This is a genomic window from Paraburkholderia yinzeri, from assembly GCF_046581065.1.
GTDB lineage: Bacteria > Pseudomonadota > Gammaproteobacteria > Burkholderiales > Burkholderiaceae > Paraburkholderia.
Genome location: NZ_JBFOCJ010000003.1, coordinates 811,216 through 829,689 on the forward strand (window position 1 = coordinate 811,216; position 18,474 = coordinate 829,689).

Consider the following 18,474-nt stretch of genomic DNA (forward strand, 5'->3'; position numbering starts at 1 on the left):
ATTTCATGCCGGTTTAGAAACGATGGCACATGCCCGCCGTCACGCCCACCTGATTGGGCGTGGATGACGCTGGCAGCAGACCTGCGATAGACGTTGCATTGCCCACCACATCACCCTGCCCGTTGTCGTACACGTCGCCCGATGCGTGCTGATACACACCGGCGAAGTAGACATCCGTACGCTTGCTGAGCGAATAGTCCACGCCGAGCGTGACCGAATTCCACTTCGGGCTGCTCGATTCCGTAACCGAGCCGGACGTGTTGGCCCACCTATACGTATAGTTGCCTACCAGGGCGAGCGCTGGCGTCAAGCCATAGGTGTGTTGCAGGCTTGCGCCGTAGGGCACCGTAACGGCGGGCGACGAAAGCGCGGCCGCACCCGGGTCGCTGTCCATCTGGTCATACGCAGCGGCAATGGTAAACGGGCCGATCTTGTAGCCGGCGCCGATGCTCCACACGCGTCCGTTCGGGAAGGCGCCCGGATCGTTGCCAAGACCATGAAGGGCACCGAAATGGAAACCCAGATAGTTGGTGCTTTCGAACTTGACTGAATTGGCGATGGAATATTGGGCGCCGATGTTGTCGTTCACGATAACGTAAACCAGGCAGTTCTCAGGAGGATTACTGATATTGCATGGTGAGCGTCATCGACGAGTTAGCAGTACCCGGACTGACTGTTGAATCAGTCTGGTAGTAGCGCGCAGTAAGCGGAATCGTATAGTTACCGCCCGTGGTCAAATAGTTACTCAGTTTCTGGTAACTGCTCAACGGGAGCGGTGCCGAACCGTCACTGTTGAGCAACTGCACGCCCATGCCCGACGCTGTCGAACTGCCGTCCAATGCCACGACGGACTGACTGCTGTTGACAACCGCGGTCACCGGGTCGATGCGATACGAAACGGTATTGATACCTGAAGGGCAGCTATTGAGATTGATCATAAAACCGACACTCGCTGTACTCGTGCCCACACCAGACAATTCGCTTGTCTTGTGGGTACCCAGCGGCACGGTGACATCGGGGGTCATGCAAGACACCTCCGTGATGGCGATGGGATTACTGAGCACGACGTACTCGGGAATAATGCCGCCCGCTTCGTACTGACCCACTGTGCCCCCCGGCACGGTAGTCCCTGGCGGAATATCTCCTGTCTTCACGAGGGCGAACTGAACGTCGTAGCTGCCATAGTTAATGATTGCATCTGGGGCCGCCGCGTCGTTAGGGTACGCAGCCCGGGCGGCGCTGGTGGTGCTGTTGAGGATGTACTCCCACGCAAGACCGGTGTTCGTACCAACGGGTAACTGGGTACCCGATGAAGGGTTCGAGCCGATTTGATTCAAAACACCTCGGGATTCGCCGCCAGCACAGGTAATGAGGACCACTCCTGACGGAGTAGTGCTGGCAGACGTGTAGATCACCGTGCCGTTCGGCGTGTCGCGAGGCACGGACAGCGTCAGTGGCACAATAATATTAATAGACCGGCTGGCACTTCCAGAATTAAACGTACAGGTGGCATTCGCCGGTTTCGGGCCGAAAATGAGAAAGAGCAGCAACAGTGCCACAAACCTCTGTATCCCGATCTTTCTGCTTTTTTTTGCGAACATTCGCGTGCTTTCCATTCGTGTACTTCCCATCAAAACGCCTTCGGCTACATCTGTGATGCCCTCCGAGACAGATAAATTAGTGCTTCCCTGGTACAAGGCTAAGCGCAACTTGAGTGACGAATCATTCAAAGCGTTCAGTTATATGTAAAGTTCACCGTAGCCGTTGCCGCCACCGTACCTGCTGTCAGCGTACTAAGCCTGTAAAACTGGACGACAAACGGAACCGTCATCGCATTCGTCGATCCCACCACGCCAAGGTTGACCGCGTTGTTTAACGTAACTGGCGTACCGGTTGTCGCGCCGACGCTACCCGCAAGCAGAATCTGCACTCCCATGCCGGTAGCCGTACCGGTGCTCTGCAACACACTCTGAACCGTATCCATCGTACCCGCCACCGTCATTGTGACATTCGTGCCCGGTGCGCAATCGGTGAGGTTCAGATTGAAGGCAGTGGGATTGCTGGTACTACCGACCGAGGCGAAGTTGGAAATCGGTGCACTACCCAGAGGCACGGTTTGATTCTGACTTGCACTATCGATAGTGCAAGACGGCGTCAGGAACGTTCCTGTGAACGTTAAGGTTGCGTCCGCAGCGAATGCCGATCCAGTCATCACCGACATAAGGATAGCAAAAGAAAATAATAGCTTTCCCACGCTCGCATTAATCGCTTTAAGTTTAGACATATTGATCCTCCAACAGGAATGGAAACGCCTGGAAATCAACCCCGGAGAATTTACCTGGCTGCCCGAGTTTTCCGTTCTCGACTTCCACGTCATGAATACTGATAAATCAGTAGTAGGTCATGGTGAGCGTCATTGACGTATTGGCCGGACCTGCTGCCACCGTGGAACCAGTCTGGTAATAACGAGCCTGGAGCGAAATGGTATAGCTACCACCGGTACTCGTGTTGTAGCCACTGTATGTCTGATTATTGCTTAAAGCGTAAGGGGTCGAGCCGTCACTTTGCAGCAATTGAATACCAACACCGGTAGCCGACGAAGTACTGTCCAACGCCACGACTGATTGCGCGCTATTTAGCACCGCTGTAGTAGGATCAATCCGGTATTGAATGGCCGGTTGGAGCACAGTACCCAGTCCGGCTGGACAATTATTGATATTGATATTGAAACTGGCTGCGCTGGTGAAAGTCCCCGCCCCTTTCAACTCACTGGTCAAATGTGTTCCGAGTGGAATCGTAACGTCAGGCGTCGTACAGCTTGCTTGAGTGAAACTTATCGCCCCCGTAGCGTTGACAGGTGCCAGAGGGCTGCCACTGAACGTTTTGTACGTGCCAGTTCCGATAGCTGCGCCAGCAGTACCAGTCCCCACCTGAAAAGTCGTCACTTGGCCAGGCGAAATTGGCCCCGTTTTTACAAAGGCTATTTGTACACCCAAGCCGGCGTTGTAATAAAGAGGGTTGAGCGACCAGTCATTACCTACAATATAAATGGTCGTCGAGCTCGGAACGGCAGAGTAACTGCTCCAGCCGGTGTCCCAGCCGCCAACCACATAGTCGAATCGTGACATCGACTCAACGACGTAACCCACACCAGCTACGTTAGTCGGAAATACAGGAAGGGAGAGTCCGCCAATGCTCACCTGCTGCCCCGTTGGTGCAACGGCTGATCCTATGCCCACGCCAATATACTGAGTGAAAGTACCCAGACAGGTTGAGTAGGGCCATGCCTGCGCTGTAAACCATTGTGTGAGTTGCGTGCCCACGGGCACATCTCGCCCAACTGTGATGGAGCCGGAGATGGGAATGTTAATTGTGACGGGGGTACTGCAGTTCAATGCGTCCGCCGCCATCGCGACGCGCGCATGAAGCACCGGAACGCACACTAGCAGCGCCAGAGCCATGCTTCGAAGCGCACCAAACACCCACCACTTTCGATTTGAATTGCTAAAGTAATTCATTTTTCTTGCCTTGAAGTTTGTCAATTCACTGGCAGCTCGCGTCTGCAAACTGGGTCGTCATCGACTCGCCCTTCTTCGCGACCGGCATGTCGTAGTGAACCTTGCAGCTCTGTCCAATGCCCTCGCCCCACTTCACGGTCAGGTCGTTGGCCGCCTGCTTGCTGAAGAACATGGCGCGGCTACCCTGGGTTACCGTGCCTACGCTGTTCCCGTTGCCATCCAGCACATCGGCACCGAACGGCACCACGTCTCCGTTCGTGCGACGCAGGCTCATGATGACCGCCTGGCCGCGATAGTCCGTATCGAACTTCACGCGCACCACCGCACCCGCCGTCGGCGCGAAGTGCTGCTCGGTGCTCTTGAGCTCGACACCCATCGGCAGGCCCTTCGTGTCGATTTCCGCGTCGTTCAGTTCGTACGGCATCATGCCGCCGATGATGGCGTGACCATGCGTATCGACCACCACGCCCGGCGCGCTGGCCACGCGTGCGCCTACCGCATCCTTCGCTTCGATTATCGCCATCGTGTCGCCGGTCTGCGAGGTGAGCGCAACACCGCCCTCGTACGCCACCACCGAACCCGACAGGCCACCGCCCACCTGCGAGTAGCCGTTCGCATAGCCGGCATTGACGCGCGCCTGGGTGAACGGCGCGAGGTAGCCCGCGTTGGCGTTCACGCTTGCACCCTGGCCACCGGTCGTATAGCCCGCCGTGGCACCGTAGTTGATCTGGTTGTCCTTGCCTGCCGCGCCCGAGAAGCTCTCCTGGATCTGGTCCGTATTCGTGAGCGAGTCGTGCGTGTAGCTCGTCGTCGTGTTGGCAATGGTCGAGCCGATGTCGAGCGGAACGTTCAGATTGAGCATGAAGCGGTTGTCCCACCGCGATGTGCCGGTGTCGTACTCGCGCGAGGCCGAAACGCCTACGCCCACCCGGCGGATGTTGGTGTTGTAGCCCACCTGGAACGACGTGTCGGTACCCTGCCGGTTCCAGTAGTTCTGGACATAGCCGGACGCATACACCGAGCCCCACGAGCCCAGCGTCTGGTTCAGCGTGAGCTGGAGCCGGCCCTTCTGGATGCCGGTGTCCGTATTGGGGATGCCGCGCTGCGCGTAATCGCGCAGCGTCATCGCATCCGCGAGACTCAGGTAGCCACTGGTCGAATAGCGGTAGGCCGCCAGCGTGACGTCAGTATCCGTCGGCGCGAACACGCGCGAATACGAAAGACGCAAGCTCTGGCCGCTACGGCCCGGCATCTGCGGAATGTTCGTGTTCGCCTGGGTCACGTCCAGGGCAAAGGCACCCAAGGGGGTGTTCACCGCGGCCCCGACCTCGCCGGCAACGTAATCCGTAGCCCCGATCAGGCCGCCATACAGCGTGACGAAGTTGTTGATACCGCGCTGCAACGTCCCTTCGAACACGAACGGATGGCTGTCGATGCTCGTATCGCGATACTCGCCCGCAGTCACGAAGTAACGCCAGCGGCCCTCGCGCAGCGCGTTCACCGGCGCCGCATACGGTATCGAGGAAACGTGCTGGCTGCCGTCGGCTTCGGTCACGACCACCTGCAGGTCACCACCATAGCCAGTGGGATACAGGTCATTAATCTCGAACGCGCCCGGTGCCACGGTCGTTTCATAAATGATGTTGCCGTTCTGCTTGACCTGAACCTTGGCATTGGTGTTGGCAATGCCGCGCACGATCGGCGCATACCCCCTCTGCGACTCGGGGTACATGCGGTCGTCCGTGCCCAGTTGCACGCCGCGCACGCCGAAGCTGTCGAACACTTCGCCGTCCGTGTACGAGTCGCCCAGCGTGAGTTCGCTCTTGATGGGCGTGAACGAACGCTGCAGGTACGTTTGCATGCTCTGCACGTGCGTGCCGGAATCCGTCTGACTCGTGATATTGCCGTTGTACCGAAAGCGCCAGGCGCCCATGTTCAGGCCGGCCGTAAGACCCAGGTAGCCCTGCGTGGTCGAAAAGCCGCTGCCGTTCGTGTGGTAGACGTTGGCGTTGTACTGCAGCGTCGCCGCCGTCACGCCATCGTCCCAGTACTTCGGATCGACCCAGCCGCGTGCGTTGCGGCTCAACGCCGCCTGCGGAATGCTCAGGTCGAGGCGTTGCTCGCCCGGATCGAACGTGGCGGTTGCCTGAGGAATCAGCTCGGGCAGCAGCACAACGCTGGTACCCTTGGCCACGGCATCGAGCTTTGTGCTCGCCGCTTCCGGCAGGCGCATGACATCAACGCCCGCGCGGGTGAGCAGATCGCGGTCAAATATCGGCTGGACGTTGTTCTTTTGCCCGTCGACTTCACGCAGCGTGACGTCGGTTACGCCAATCCACACTCCATTCACATAAAGCGCAGCGCGATAGTGGCCCGGCATGGCGACATTACCCTTGTTGAAACGGGTGATGTCCGTGCCTGCCGCGCCGGTACCGCTGAAGAACTGGGTATTGAACTCCACGCTTTGAGGTGCGGCCGGGGTGGCCGGTGTAGCGCCAGTAGTTGCGTTGCCACCTGCCGTAACAGGCGCAGACACGTTCTGCGGCGTAGCCTGAGTTCCGTTGCTTGTTGCCGGCTGACCAGCGGACGTGGACAGCGGAGTGCTCTGCACATCGTTCACCGAGATCGATGCACCCGGCTGAGCCACGCTGGCATCGGGAAGATCACCGGCCTGCGCCGCTGCGGCCGCAAACGCGAGCAGCACGGCCACACTGGCCTGGCTAAGCGAAAGCGAGCCGGCGTACGCGTGATTGAAATGGGACTGTGACTGATGGCTCATGGTTATGATCAAGATCCGCAGGCAGCACTGCCCCAGCCGACGCGTCAAATCACCGGCACACGGACCTTCTACCTCGCAGCGTTTAGTGGTTCTGTTCGCTCAGCGCGACTCAAGCTAAATCCGAAGCACTTCAACTGAAATTTGCTTCGGAATCCTTATATTTTATAATTTGCATGCTCCGTAATCGGACATGCCAAAGAGTTATTGCAGTGCTGCCTCGTGCTTGATCGGACCACCGTAATCGTTGAGCGTGGTGAACGTCACCTTGCCACCCGCTACGGCCGCAGCCGAGAGCGGCAACGCGGTCTGCCCACCGGGCGCCACCATGTCACCGTCTTCGAACTTCGGCGCATGTTCGCCCTCGCCCACATGGGCTTCGATGATCGTGACGTAATACGGCGTGGGATTGGACACCAGCAGCGCGGGCTTGCCGGCCTTATCGCCCACATGCCACATGAGCTTATCCGGTGCATCATCGGCCTTGCCCGGCAGACCCGCCGGGCGGAAGAAGAACTTCAGGCGCGAGCGGAACGCAAGCTGCACGTAGTTGTCACTGCTTTCCTCCGCCTTGGGTTTGGGCGGCACTTCGAGCAGATTGAACCACAGCAGGGTTTCATGGTCCTTCGGCATCGCTTCGCCGGTATACGAAATGCGGATAGTCTGTGACTTGCCCGGGTCGATGCGCGCGAGCGGCGGCGTCATGATGAAAGGCAGGTCGAGCTTGCTCGGATCGGCCTTCGGATCGCCCTTGTCGAGCCATACCTGGGTCAGCGCCGGCGACTGGCCGACGTTGGAGAGCTTAAGCGTCACTTCGCTATCCGTGGAGTTATAGACCACGCGCGTACCCGCAATGACGACCGATGCATGCGCCGCAACAGGCAACATCGCGCCCAGAACCAGCGCACCTGCGGCCATGGCGCTGCTGAGGAGTTTTCGGATATTCATGACGCTCAACCAGAGAACAAAATTCTGTGAAATGGTGTTTCGCGCATTTGTGCGGCACAACCCGTTCCGGCATCGGTGCCTGAGTGCGAAATCAACATAAATAAAGCCAGACGGAAGAAAGCGGCCGCACGCAAGACCTAATCAGAGACCTACCCGGATCCGTAGGAAGGGCAGGTACCCGCGAGCCGCTATTTCGTGGCCAACCTTGCGGACGAAGGCGCTCGGGCGCTCCGTCCGCACACCAGTGGATTACTGGTAAGACATCGAGTACGTGACGTTGGTCGTCACAGCACCCTGAGTCGCGCCGCCAGTCGGCGAAATGTATTGCGCTGCATACTGCAGGTTCGCGGCACCGCTGCTGATCGTGACCAGATTCGAGTTCTGCGCACCATCGGCCTTGCTCACATCGATGACATTCGAACCGTTGTTGTAGTCCAGCAACTGAACTTCCACGTTGGTAGCGCTGCCGTTGTTCAACAGATTGCCGTCGGCCAGCGTGTTCGAGCCGTATTCAAAGAACGTGCGCACCTTACCCGATTGTGCGCAGTTCGTCAGGGCGATGCTGAAACCCGTTGCGCCAACGACCGAACCCGCAGCCGAAAGTGCCGCTGCCGACTCGGTCGGCAGCGTGACCGTGAAATTGTTAGAACCCGAGCCGTTACCATTCACCGTGCAGGTTTGGGCAGTCAGCGCGCCATTGATGGTCAGCACACCACCGTTGTTTGCCGGACCAGCATGCGCACCAGCAGCAGCCAGACCCATCGCAGCGACGATCGTGCTAATAGCGATCTTTTTCATTTTCAAACTTTCCTGAATTGTCATCATCTTTAAAATGACCAGATCCACTCAATCGATTCCGCCGAAGGCATCAAACGCATCTGTCAATTTGCGATTTACCGCCCGGAACCGCGTTGAATCCATGGCTCTGGTTTCCTCGCCCCTTAATCTCGGGCCAATGCAATTATCGGAAGCCACAGGGCATTCAGGGATAGAACTGGTACGAAATCGCCTTGCTGTCTACCGGATTTTTCCTTTTTTAAATATTCCCCGAATCAGGCCAAGCGAAAACTCCGCAACAGCCCATGTAGGCGTTTCCTGTCGGTGTGCGTCGCACATTGTCGAAAGGCTCGCGAGTATGTTAGATAACAAGCGGGGGGGCTGAAATGGTAATCAGTCAGCCAAATTTTTAAAAATTGTTCGATAGCATCACGCGAGAAGCTTCGCTACGCTTGCCTGAACTAGCCGACTGCTAGCAAACCATGGGAGCTTACTCGCCGTGCATCAACGCCAACGTTTCGATTCATCCGCAATTAGTGCGGCACTCGTCGCCTTCGGTTCGCTGACCGATTCCGAGCAGCGCAGCTTTATCTCCAGCCTGAATATCTTCCTGCTGTCTTCCTCGCCTCAGAAGCGGCACTTCATCGAACAGTGGAAAAATGAGGTGGAAAAGGGGGTGAAACTCGAGGCATGAAATCCGCCCCGGTGGAAAAACGCGTTGCGAACCGGGCGGCCAGACCAGCCTTTGCAGGGCAAAACGACAACCGTTTTGGCTCATAATCCATAGCAGTCTTTACAATCGCGACATCCGGTCAGGAAGCCGTCACACGGAGAGCAAAATGGGAATCGGCATTTCTTTCCCATGGCCCAGGCGGGTGGGCAGCCGCGCATGGGCAGCAGGACTGGTAATTGCCACGCTTGTCTGGCCGGCGGACGCCGTCCCCGGAACGCCCGGCGTCGCCGCAGCCGATTCCGCAACCGCGCGAACGCCCATTGTCGGTGTAACGAAGGACGGCTGGCCGCCGTTCGACTACCTCTCGGACGGCAAGCTGGATGGCCTCAGCGGAGCCTTTCTTTCAAAGGCGCTGGGAATCGGGGCGAACGGCTTCCAGACCCGCATATTTGCGAATGCGGGCGATCTGGTGCTTGCCGCGTGCCGTGGCGAAGTCGACATCGTTCCGGACCTGGCGCGCACGCCCCAGCGCGAAGCGTGCCTCACGTTTTCCGATCCCTACTACGACGGCAGCGGAGTTGTAGTGACGCGCCCCGATCGCACCGCATTCGCGAGCCCCGCCCTCGCGCCCAGCGCAACGTACGCCGTAGAGGAAGGCTTCTTCATGGGGCGGCAACTGCGCGAACGCTACCCCGACGCACGATTCCTCTATACGCCCAACACGCATGAGGCCTTGCAGGCCGTGGCAGCAGGCCGCGCGGACGCATACTTCGGCCTTCTCCCCTCAGTCGAATACGAGATGCGCGATCCGGAGCTTCGCAATCTCGTTATTAGCGAGGCCCACACGGAACCATCGGGCGACTTGCGTTTCGCGTTCCCGCTCGACCATGCAGCGCTACGCGACAGGGTCAATCATGGTCTTGAGCGCATTAACCCCGACGAGCGCACGCAATTGCTTGCCCGATGGATATCCGGTGACGTGACGCCGCCGCCCGAGTCGAGCACGTTCACACTCAGCCCCGACGAGCAAAAATTCCTTGCGGGCCTGCCGCCTCTGAAGGCCACTCTGGTTACCCGATGGGCGCCCTATAGCTATCTCGACAGCGCCGGCCAGCCGTCGGGCATGCTACCGGAATATCTCGCCTATATCGCAAAGCGACTCAACATACGGATCGTCCAGACGTCTTCGCCGCGCGGCTCGCCTAACGAGGAAGGTTCGATGCTCGCGGCCGGCACCACGGATCTGGTGGTCTATGTCTGGCCAGTGCCGAACCGCGAGCGCCTGCCGCGCGCCACGGTACCCATCATGACGTATCCCGTCGCCATTGTCGGGCGGCGGACGGCGCCGGTGGTGAGCAGCCTGTCGCAACTCGACGGTCTACGCGTCGCCGTAGGAGAGCGGTCCGGCAACGCCGCCTGGGTGCATACCGAAGCCCCGAACGCGAAAACAATCGAAGTGCGCTCGCCCACTGACGGATTGCAACTCGTGCGCGAAGGCAACGCCGACGTCGTGATCGGCAACCTCGCCGCGCTCGACCAGTTGCTGCAGGGAGACGACGCGGAAGACTTCAAGGTGCTCGGCTGGACCGGATACCGGCAGGCCATCGGATTTCAGTTCAGGGCCGGTCTCGAACCGCTCGTGGCAATCGTCAACCGGGTACTGACAACCATGCCGGAGGCGCAGCGCGCCGCGCTACAAAACCGGTATCTCACAACGCGATACGAGCTCGGCCTCTCATGGCAGGATGCAATCCGCCGCAGCTTGCCCATTCTGCTGATCGTCCTGGCCGCAATCGTCGCACTGGCATTCGGCTATGCGCGCCTGCGCACCGAAGTGCGCCAGCGTAAGCGAACAGAAGCCGATCTCACCACGCAACTCAAGTTCCGCGAAACGCTGCTCGACCTCGTGCCGCTCCCGATCGGCGTGCGCGATGCGCAAGGCCGTTACATCGACGTCAACGCCGGAGCCGCGGCGGCCATCGGGCTACCTCGTTCGGAAATCATCGGGCTCACGATCCCCGAATGTATTCGACGCAGCAAATTGACCGGATCGCTCACGCACGCGATCGAGGCACTGGTTGGCGAAAACAAGACGTTCGACGGCGTCTTCGTTCGATTCGTCAATCTCGACGGAGAACAACGGCATGGTCTGTACTGGTCCCGGCAATTCTTCGACGAAGGCGGCAAACAGCTCGGCTCGGTCGGCGTTGTCGTGGACGTCACGCCGGTTGTCAATGCCGAACGAAAGATTCGCGAAACAGAAGCCCTGCTGCAGGACATCACGCGCAACCTGCCCGCCGCCGTATTTCAATTGCGGCGCGATCCGAACAACCGCCTGGCGTATCAATACGTTGGCGGGAACGAGGAGCTACTGCCGGAGCTCCCGCAATTCGGGCCGCCGTCGAAAGACCTTCGTCATAAGCTGGCCGTCGCGCCGGATCAGATACGTTACCTGCGAGAGGCATTCGAAGAGTCCGGGCGCACCATGCGGCCGCTGTTCGCCGACGTCCAGGCACTCGACGGCAACGCCGTGCGCTGGCTGCAGATCAGCGCCGTGCCGCGTCGCAGCGAGGACGGCGCGCTGCTTTGGGACGGGTACTGGAACGACACGACGCGCGAGCACCAACGGGCCGAAGAACTGGAGGAAGCCCGCGACGCAGCCGAGCACGCCTCAGTCGTCAAGGACCAATTTCTTGCGATGATGAGCCACGAGATTCGCACGCCCATGAGCGGCGTGCTTGGGCTCGTGGAAATTCTGGCACAAGGCGACTTGCGGGGAGACCAGGCGCCCATCGTAGGCATGATTCACGATTCGGCCGGTGCCCTGCTGCAGATTCTCGACGACATACTGGACTATTCGAAGATTCAGGCCAACAAGCTCGCCATCGAAAGCGAGCCATTCGACCTTAGAGCGGTTTGCGATCTCGTGATGGGCATGCTCTCGGCGCGCGCGCATGAAAAGGGCCTCACCATGCGCTGCCGGATCGACCGGAACGTAGCGGCACGGCATCGTGGCGACAGCGTGCGCATTCGCCAGGTTCTTTTTAATCTGCTCGGCAATTCCACCAAATTCACCGCGAATGGCACGATCTCGCTCAATGTCGACATTGAAAGCGATACAGGCTCCGCTCAGGTGCTTCGTCTGGCGGTAGCCGACACGGGCATCGGCATCGAGACAGAGAAAATTCCCATGCTGTTTTCGCCGTTCGTCCAGGCCGACTCGTCCACGTCCCGGCGCTTTGGCGGCACAGGCCTCGGTCTGGCGATTTCGAATCAACTGATCAAGCTGATGGGCGGGAAGATCGACATAGCGAGCGAACCCGGCAAAGGAACCCGCGTGACCGTTTGCCTGCCGCTGCCCGTCGAGAAGCGAAAGCAGGACGACGAAGCGCAATTGCGCCAATTGCGCGCCGCCATCCTGGTGTCGAACAGGAACCTCGCCGAAGCCCTGCGCGAGGGACTCGGCGCGCTCGGGGTGCATGCCGCCATTGCAAGCCGGGACGAAATGAATACCCTGCCAGGCGAAGAAAGCTCCGGCACACCGAACGTCGTCTTTCTCGATGCGGAAGTGCCCCCTCCCAAGGGGTTGGGAGAGCGTCTCACAGCCATTCACGTCACGGAGCGCCCGAAGGCCGCCGGCTACCGGCTCACCGACGACGACATTCGCCTGAGCGTCAATCCCCTCTCGTTCCGAGGCCTGCGTGCCGTATGTCACGCGGCTCTCGGCGAAAGGGTGAACGCCCATGCACAGGCAAACGCCGACGATACTTCTCTGCCGGTAGTCCGGACCCGCGACGAGGCGCTGCGCGACGGCGCGTTGATCCTCGTGGCCGAAGACAATCCCGTGAACCGGCATCTGATCCAGATGCAGCTCCAGCTTCTAGGCTGTGCGAGCGATGCCGTAGAAGATGGGGCACAGGCACTCAAGCTCTACGAAACAACCCATTACGCCATACTCATTACCGACTGCCATATGCCGAACATCAACGGGTATGCCCTCGCCGGGGAGATTCGCGAGCGCGAGCGAGGGCAACGTGCTCTTGCGTCGGCCTCCGAACGGCTCCCCATCATTGGCGTGACGGCGAGCGTGCAGCCGGACGAGCGCGAACGATGCCTCGGAGCCGGCATGGACGACTGGCTGCGCAAACCCGCCCAGATCGAAGTATTGCGTGCATGCCTCGCACGATGGGCACCGGCTTGCTTGCCGCAAACTGCGGCACCTTCCCAGGAAGGAACGCAATCCGGAAGCACAGGTTCCGATCCGGCGCACAGTCCAGAGGCGGGGGATAGCGGCGACGTTCCATTGCCGCCGCTCGACTGGCAAGCGATCTGCGGCCAGCAAAGCCATGCCGGCCGTGACGAAACGCTGATCAAAATCGGGGCGGAGAGCCTGCGTGACGACGTGAAAAAGCTGGCCGAGCTGCTTGAGGCGCCGGATGAGGGGGTGCTGCGTGAGTGGATACATCGTGTAAGCGGTACCGCCATGCTTCTACGCTACACACCGCTTGCCGATGCGCTTGCCGATTTTCGGGCATCCGTACTTGGACAAAGCGCCATTCCCCTTGAAACGGCCGCGCGCAAGGTGACGGCCAGGCTGCTCAGAATAGCCGGCCACATTGCCACGCAGTAACACCTAAGGTACCTGGACGCCGATCAAGAACCTGTCACCTATCGGCGAATTCCTTCCTTTTTCTAACAATCTCAAAATTGAGCCGAAGGTACACTCGGCCGCACATTCTTAAATCATGTTGCACATAGTTCGCGCACCATGAAGACGTAAATTTTCTCTCGGGTTTTGAAGCATGTTTATGCAGTTCCTTAACGTGGCAATTTTCTCGCCGTGCCTGAATTGGCTCGCTACCCTAATCGTCCAGCCGACAGAGGAAGCGGGGCATGAACACCTGATCGTCCTCGCCTGCGCCGCCGTTGGCGCCACCCTGGTCCTGGCATCAATCGGATTCGGTTTCGCGCTGGAAGCCTTGACGCGTGGCCGCATTAGAGCATCCAGATACGACAAAACCCGGGCGTGAACCGGGCCGGTTCGCGGCAGCGTTAACCCGCCATCGGCCCTGGGTCTTCTGACAGGGGCGCAGCGCCGCCGGGCGCCGACGAGGGTTGGCCGCCCTGGCCGCTTTCGAAAATGAAGCGATATAAATCGGCATCGCGTTCGATACCTAATTTCCGCATGGCAGTGTTCTTCTGAGTACTGATCGTCTGCTTGCTTCGATGCAACTGCTGCGAAATTTCGCTAACCGTAAGACCGGACGCAAGAAGACGAACAACTTCCATTTCCCGCTTTGTGAGCGCGGGGCGTTCGCGCTCGCGAGCAACTTTCGACTCCAGTTGCCGCGAGTCGGTGGTTTCGGGAAAAAAGGTATCGCCGGCAACGACCGCGTGGACCGCCGCGACCAGCAGATCGATGTTTCCCCCCTTGTTGACCACGCCACGCACACCCAGGCGGGCAATTTCAGTCGTCAGCGGAGGATTGTCGATCATCGTGAATACGACAATCTTCAGGTTGGGGTAGCGCCGTCTTATGAACGACAAAAATGTGAGGCCGTCGCCGTACTTCCCGCCCGGCATCGAGTAGTCGGTGATCAGTACGTCGCATGCCACGCTGTCCAGTTGCTCGACGATTTCACCCGACTCGCGAGCCACGCCAACGACTTCAATCGTGCTCGTCCCCGAAAGAATGTGCTTGAGCCCTGCGGTCAGCATGGGGTGGTCGTCGGCGAGTATGACTCGGATTTTCATCACAGGAGGCATCGGGATCGGGCTCCATCAAGTTACAGGCCACTCACACAGTATAAATACTGTTTTCGTTTTTTGAGATCGCACTGTGCCTGCGTAAGCTGAAGCGCAATTCCAGATGTGGGCCAAGCTCGCAATGATGGAGCCCTTTTAATTCACAAGGGCAGGATAAGGTTTCCGGCTGGTTGGCTCAGGCGTTACGGAGCCGCTGGTAAAACCGGTAAGCAGTGTAGGACCCCGCACCCGCCCTCAATGTCGGACTGGTACGAATTTTCGGATGAAGGGTCTCCACTAGCCGTCCGGCCTGGTCACGTGCCGGCGGACCCGGCACGTGACCAGGTCCCCGACCTCGCGCGACTGGAGGTGCTACCCGCCCTCAGGCTTCGAGTTGCTCCAGCACCTTGCCTTTGGTTTCGATGCCGAGCAGATGCACGGCCAAGGCGGCGAGGAACGGCACGGCTGCGAGGATGTAGAACGCCATGTCGAGATTTCCGCCGATCATGGTCTTCGAAACGATGGTGGGCGCGAAGATGGCCGCCACCTTCAGCCACGCGCCGCCCATCCCGCAACCCATGGCGCGGATGCTGGTGGGATAGAGCTCCGGCGTGTAGACGTAGGCCGTGATGAAGCCGCACGCGAGGAAGCCCAGCGCGAACGCGCAGAATGTCGCAACCACGTACACCGACATCGCGTGGCAGATGCCGGCCAGCGCGAGCGACAGCGCGCACAGCACGAACGAGACGTTGATGATGGGCTTGCGGCCCACCTTGTCGACGAGCAGCGCGCAGGTGAGCGAGCCCACCACGCCCAGCACGGACGCCGCCACCGCCAGATTCAGCGCCAGTTGCAGCGGCGCGTGATAGATCGTGCGATAGATCGTCGGCAGCCAGGTCGAAAGACCATACTGGATGAAGCCGCAGGTCATCCACAGCATGGCCACGGCGATCGAACGCTTGAGGTAGGCCGGACCGTAGAGATCCTTGACGCGGCGCTCCGGGTAGCGGTTGACCAGCGCGTCGAACTCCGCCGCATCCGGGATCGGTTCGAGCACGCCCTTCACCTTGCGCTCGAACGCGCTCACGGCGAGATGCGCGTCGTCCAGGCGATGGTGTTCGGCAAGCCAGCGCGGCGACTCGGGCACGAGACGGCGCAGCGTGAAGAACAGGATCAGCGGCAGGCCGCCGATGAAGTACATCGCCTGCCAGCCGAAGCGCGGCACCATCCAGGCGCCCAGCGCATTCGAGGCGAGCAGGCCGATGGGGAACACGATTTCGTAAAGCAGAACGAAACGTCCACGGCCGTGCGCACGGCTGATTTCATTGATGTAGGTGGCTGCCACCGGCAGTTCGCCACCCAGACCCAGACCCTGCACTACCCGCAGCGCAGCGAACGCCGCGAAGGTGGGTGCGAAGCCGCACGCGATGCTCGTCACGCCGATGATCCCCGAGCTCCATGCAATCGCGCGCACGCGGCCGTGCCGCTCGGCAAGCCACGGGAACAGGAAAGCGCCGAACAGTTGCCCGATCGACCCGGAAGCGATCAGAAAGCCGATCTCCCACGGCGTGAGATGCCACTTCTGGATGAGGATCGGCAGTGTCGCGGCGATCGCGATCACGTCGAAGCCATCGAAGAACGTGGCGAGGCCGATGAGGATACGCGCGCGCACCTGCATGGCATTGGTCGGCAGGCGTTCCAGCCGCGCGATGATCGAACCGCGCGTGTGGGCCTCGCCCACGCCTTGGGCGCTCTGCCGTCCGATGAAGTTATCGATGGTTCCCATGCGTCTCGTCCATTCCCGTTTCGTTGGTCTACGCAAGTGCCTTGCTGGTGTCGGTCAGGGTCGAAAGATCGACCGCACGGCCCTGGCTCATCCATTTGCGCGCGAGTTTCAGGTCGCGCGCGGCGTTGATCGCGATAACGCCGCGCAGATTGCCGTGCTCCACGAAGAAGAGCGTCGCGCGCTTTTCGTCGAGGTTGCCGCGCACCGCCAGTTCGGCGTCCGCGGGCAGATCGCCCAGGATCTGCAGGTTCACGTCGTATTGGTCGGACCAGAACCACGGAATCTCGGCGTACGGAACCTTCACGCCCAGCACGGCCTTCGCCGCCGCAATGGCCTGGTTCTGCGCGTTGGCCCACGACTCCAGCCGCACGCGCCGCTTGAGCCACGCATTCGGATGATTGGCCACGTCGCCGCAGGCGAACACGTACGGGTCTTCCGTCGCGCCGTATTCGTCCACCACGATGCCGTCCGTCACCGCGAGGCCCGCGTCCTGCGCGAGTGCCGTGTGCGGCGCGAGGCCGATGCCGGCCACGGCGAAGTCGGCGTCGAGCGTCGAGCCGTCGGCGAAGATGGCGCGCACGCGGCTCGCGTCCTCCGGGTGATCTCCGAGCGAGACGAGCGCCGCATTCAGGCGCACGTCCACACCATTTGCGCGATGCAGGTTCAGCAGAAAGTCCGAAACCAGCGGCGGCAGCGAGCGCGCGCACAGGCGCGGCGCGCCTTCCACCACGGTCGCCTCCACGCCGAGCTTGCGCGCCGTGGCCGCCACTTCGAGACCGATCCAGCCGCCGCCCACCACGAGCACGCGCTGGCTCGCGCGCAGACGTTCGCCCAGCGCCACGGCTTCGTCGAGCGTACGCAGGTAAGTAATGTGCGAAGTCTTCACGACGCTCGCCGGCAGACGGCGCGCTGCACCACCCGTCGCGATCACGAGACGGTCGTACTGCACCTCGCGGCCCTCGCGCGTCTTCACGACGCGCGCGACCCGGTCGATCTGCGTGGCGCAGTCGGGCTGCCACGTCTCGACGTTCAGGTCTGCGAATTCATCGGGTTTGACGATGCGAACGGTGTCGATGTCCGCGTCGCCCGCGAGTACCGCCTTCGACAGCGGCGGACGCTCATACGGCAGATGGATTTCGTCGGCGATCATCACGAGGCGGCCGTCGAAGCATTCCTTACGCAACGTCTTGACGACCCAACCCGCCGCCTGGCCACCGCCAATCACGACGACCGTGCCGGGCGACGCCTGCGCCTCCTGCATGCCTTCGGTGCTCATTGCTTGCGCTCCGTCATGAACTTGCCTTCCGGCGCCTGGGCGTTCTTCTGGCGGCGCGTGTTGCCGTCGAGGCCGCCGTCGATGGCCCATTCGGCGAACACGGTTGGACCCGGCTCGAAGTCACGCGGTTGCCATTCGGGCGTGAGGATGTCCTCATCCGCGTAATACTCGATCAGGCCGCCCGCCGGGTTCTTGAAGTACCAGAAATATGCGGACGACACGGGATGCCGGCCCGGACCGAGCTGCGTGGTCCAGCCGCAGCGGCTGATATGCAGTCCGCCGCCGAACACTTCGTGGATGTCGCGCACCGTGAACGCCACATGGTTCAGCCCCTTCTTGCCATCGGGCAGCGCGAGCAGGAACAGGTCGTGGTGACCGCCGTGCGGCGCACAGCGCATGAACGCGCCACGGTTCGGATAGCGGTCCGAAGTTTCGAAGCCCAGCAGTTCGTGGTAGAACTTTTCCTGCTCGGCAAGACAGTTCGTGAAGAACACCACGTGGCCGACTTCCACCGGCTCCGCGCGCTCGTAGATGGGCGAGGGCTGATCGACGCGCAGCGTTTGCCCCCACACGTTCGACGGCGAGCCCTGGACGTCGATCTCGCGCTTGCGGGTAACCTCAATGCGGATCGCCATGCCGGCCGGGTCGTAGCAGCCCACGGCCGTGTCGGTCGAGGTATAGCCGGACTGGCCCTTGAGGCGTTCGCGCAGCGTATCCAGCTCTTCGCGCGTGGCCACGCCCCAAGTCACCTCGCGCAGTGTCGGTCCAGCTTCGAACGCGACGGGCAGCGACAGGTCGTTCGCATCGACGGCGAGCACCGTGCAGCCGTTCAACGTCTCGAAGCGCGCGCGCGTTTCGTCATGCGCGACTTCCTTCAAGCCCCAGTCGGCGAAAAAACGCCGACAGGTTTCGAGATCCGTCACGCCATAAGTAATCTGTTCGATGCCGAGAATCGTCATGATCTGTCTCTCCTGT

13 protein-coding genes are annotated in these 18,474 nt (G+C 60.5%); 2 read left to right on the top strand and 11 right to left on the bottom strand.

Features of this window, described 5'->3' with window-relative positions; genetic code table 11:
- Window positions 1-13: 13 nt before the first annotated feature.
- The 7 genes from WJ542_RS30490 to WJ542_RS30520 form a co-directional block, all read right to left on the bottom strand.
- Window positions 14-589: a porin gene (locus WJ542_RS30490; RefSeq protein ID WP_411193258.1), complete on the bottom strand. Its 576-nt coding sequence runs from the start codon at window positions 587-589 to the stop codon at window positions 14-16.
- Window positions 590-620: 31 nt separating this feature from the next.
- Window positions 621-1,601, bottom strand: coding sequence for a fimbrial protein (locus tag WJ542_RS30495; protein ID WP_411193259.1), 981 nt, complete (start codon window positions 1,599-1,601; stop codon window positions 621-623).
- Between the two features lie 134 nt (window positions 1,602-1,735).
- Window positions 1,736-2,284: a fimbrial protein gene (locus tag WJ542_RS30500; protein ID WP_411193260.1), complete on the bottom strand. Its 549-nt coding sequence runs from the start codon at window positions 2,282-2,284 to the stop codon at window positions 1,736-1,738.
- 106 nt (window positions 2,285-2,390) lie between these two features.
- Window positions 2,391-3,518, bottom strand: a complete 1,128-nt coding sequence (locus WJ542_RS30505) for a fimbrial protein (RefSeq protein WP_411193261.1) — start codon at window positions 3,516-3,518, stop codon at window positions 2,391-2,393.
- A 25-nt stretch (window positions 3,519-3,543) separates the two neighbouring features.
- Window positions 3,544-6,297 carry a fimbria/pilus outer membrane usher protein gene (locus WJ542_RS30510; protein WP_411193262.1) on the bottom strand — a complete coding sequence of 918 codons (2,754 nt, stop codon included), beginning with the start codon at window positions 6,295-6,297 and terminating at the stop codon, window positions 3,544-3,546.
- 201 nt (window positions 6,298-6,498) lie between these two features.
- Window positions 6,499-7,242, bottom strand: a complete 744-nt coding sequence (locus WJ542_RS30515) for a fimbria/pilus periplasmic chaperone (protein ID WP_411193263.1) — start codon at window positions 7,240-7,242, stop codon at window positions 6,499-6,501.
- A gap of 249 nt (window positions 7,243-7,491) precedes the next feature.
- Window positions 7,492-8,040 (bottom strand): fimbrial protein, encoded by a 549-nt coding sequence (locus WJ542_RS30520; RefSeq protein ID WP_462848089.1) that lies wholly within the window; start codon window positions 8,038-8,040, stop codon window positions 7,492-7,494.
- 478 nt (window positions 8,041-8,518) lie between these two features.
- Between WJ542_RS30520 and WJ542_RS30525 the strand changes: the two genes are divergently transcribed.
- Window positions 8,519-8,713, top strand: a complete 195-nt coding sequence (locus WJ542_RS30525; protein WP_411193265.1) for a hypothetical protein — start codon at window positions 8,519-8,521, stop codon at window positions 8,711-8,713.
- A 145-nt stretch (window positions 8,714-8,858) separates the two neighbouring features.
- Entirely contained in the window at window positions 8,859-13,322 is a 4,464-nt protein-coding gene (locus WJ542_RS30530; protein ID WP_411193266.1) for an ATP-binding protein, read from the top strand.
- A 422-nt stretch (window positions 13,323-13,744) separates the two neighbouring features.
- Here the strand turns inward: WJ542_RS30530 and WJ542_RS30535 are convergent, their stop codons facing one another.
- The 4 genes from WJ542_RS30535 to WJ542_RS30550 all read right to left on the bottom strand — a co-directional run bounded on the left by WJ542_RS30535 (window position 13,745) and on the right by WJ542_RS30550 (window position 18,458).
- Window positions 13,745-14,446 (bottom strand): response regulator, encoded by a 702-nt coding sequence (locus WJ542_RS30535; RefSeq protein ID WP_411193267.1) that lies wholly within the window; start codon window positions 14,444-14,446, stop codon window positions 13,745-13,747.
- A 373-nt stretch (window positions 14,447-14,819) separates the two neighbouring features.
- Window positions 14,820-16,223 carry an MFS transporter gene (locus WJ542_RS30540; protein ID WP_411193268.1) on the bottom strand — a complete coding sequence of 468 codons (1,404 nt, stop codon included), beginning with the start codon at window positions 16,221-16,223 and terminating at the stop codon, window positions 14,820-14,822.
- Between the two features lie 28 nt (window positions 16,224-16,251).
- Complete coding sequence (locus WJ542_RS30545) at window positions 16,252-17,499, bottom strand: NAD(P)/FAD-dependent oxidoreductase (RefSeq protein WP_411193269.1); 1,248 nt, start codon at window positions 17,497-17,499, stop codon at window positions 16,252-16,254.
- On the bottom strand, window positions 17,496-18,458 hold the full coding sequence (locus tag WJ542_RS30550) for a VOC family protein (RefSeq protein WP_411193270.1): 963 nt from the start codon (window positions 18,456-18,458) through the stop codon (window positions 17,496-17,498). Before WJ542_RS30550 ends, WJ542_RS30545 begins: the two co-directional genes overlap by 4 nt.
- Window positions 18,459-18,474 lie beyond the last annotated feature (16 nt).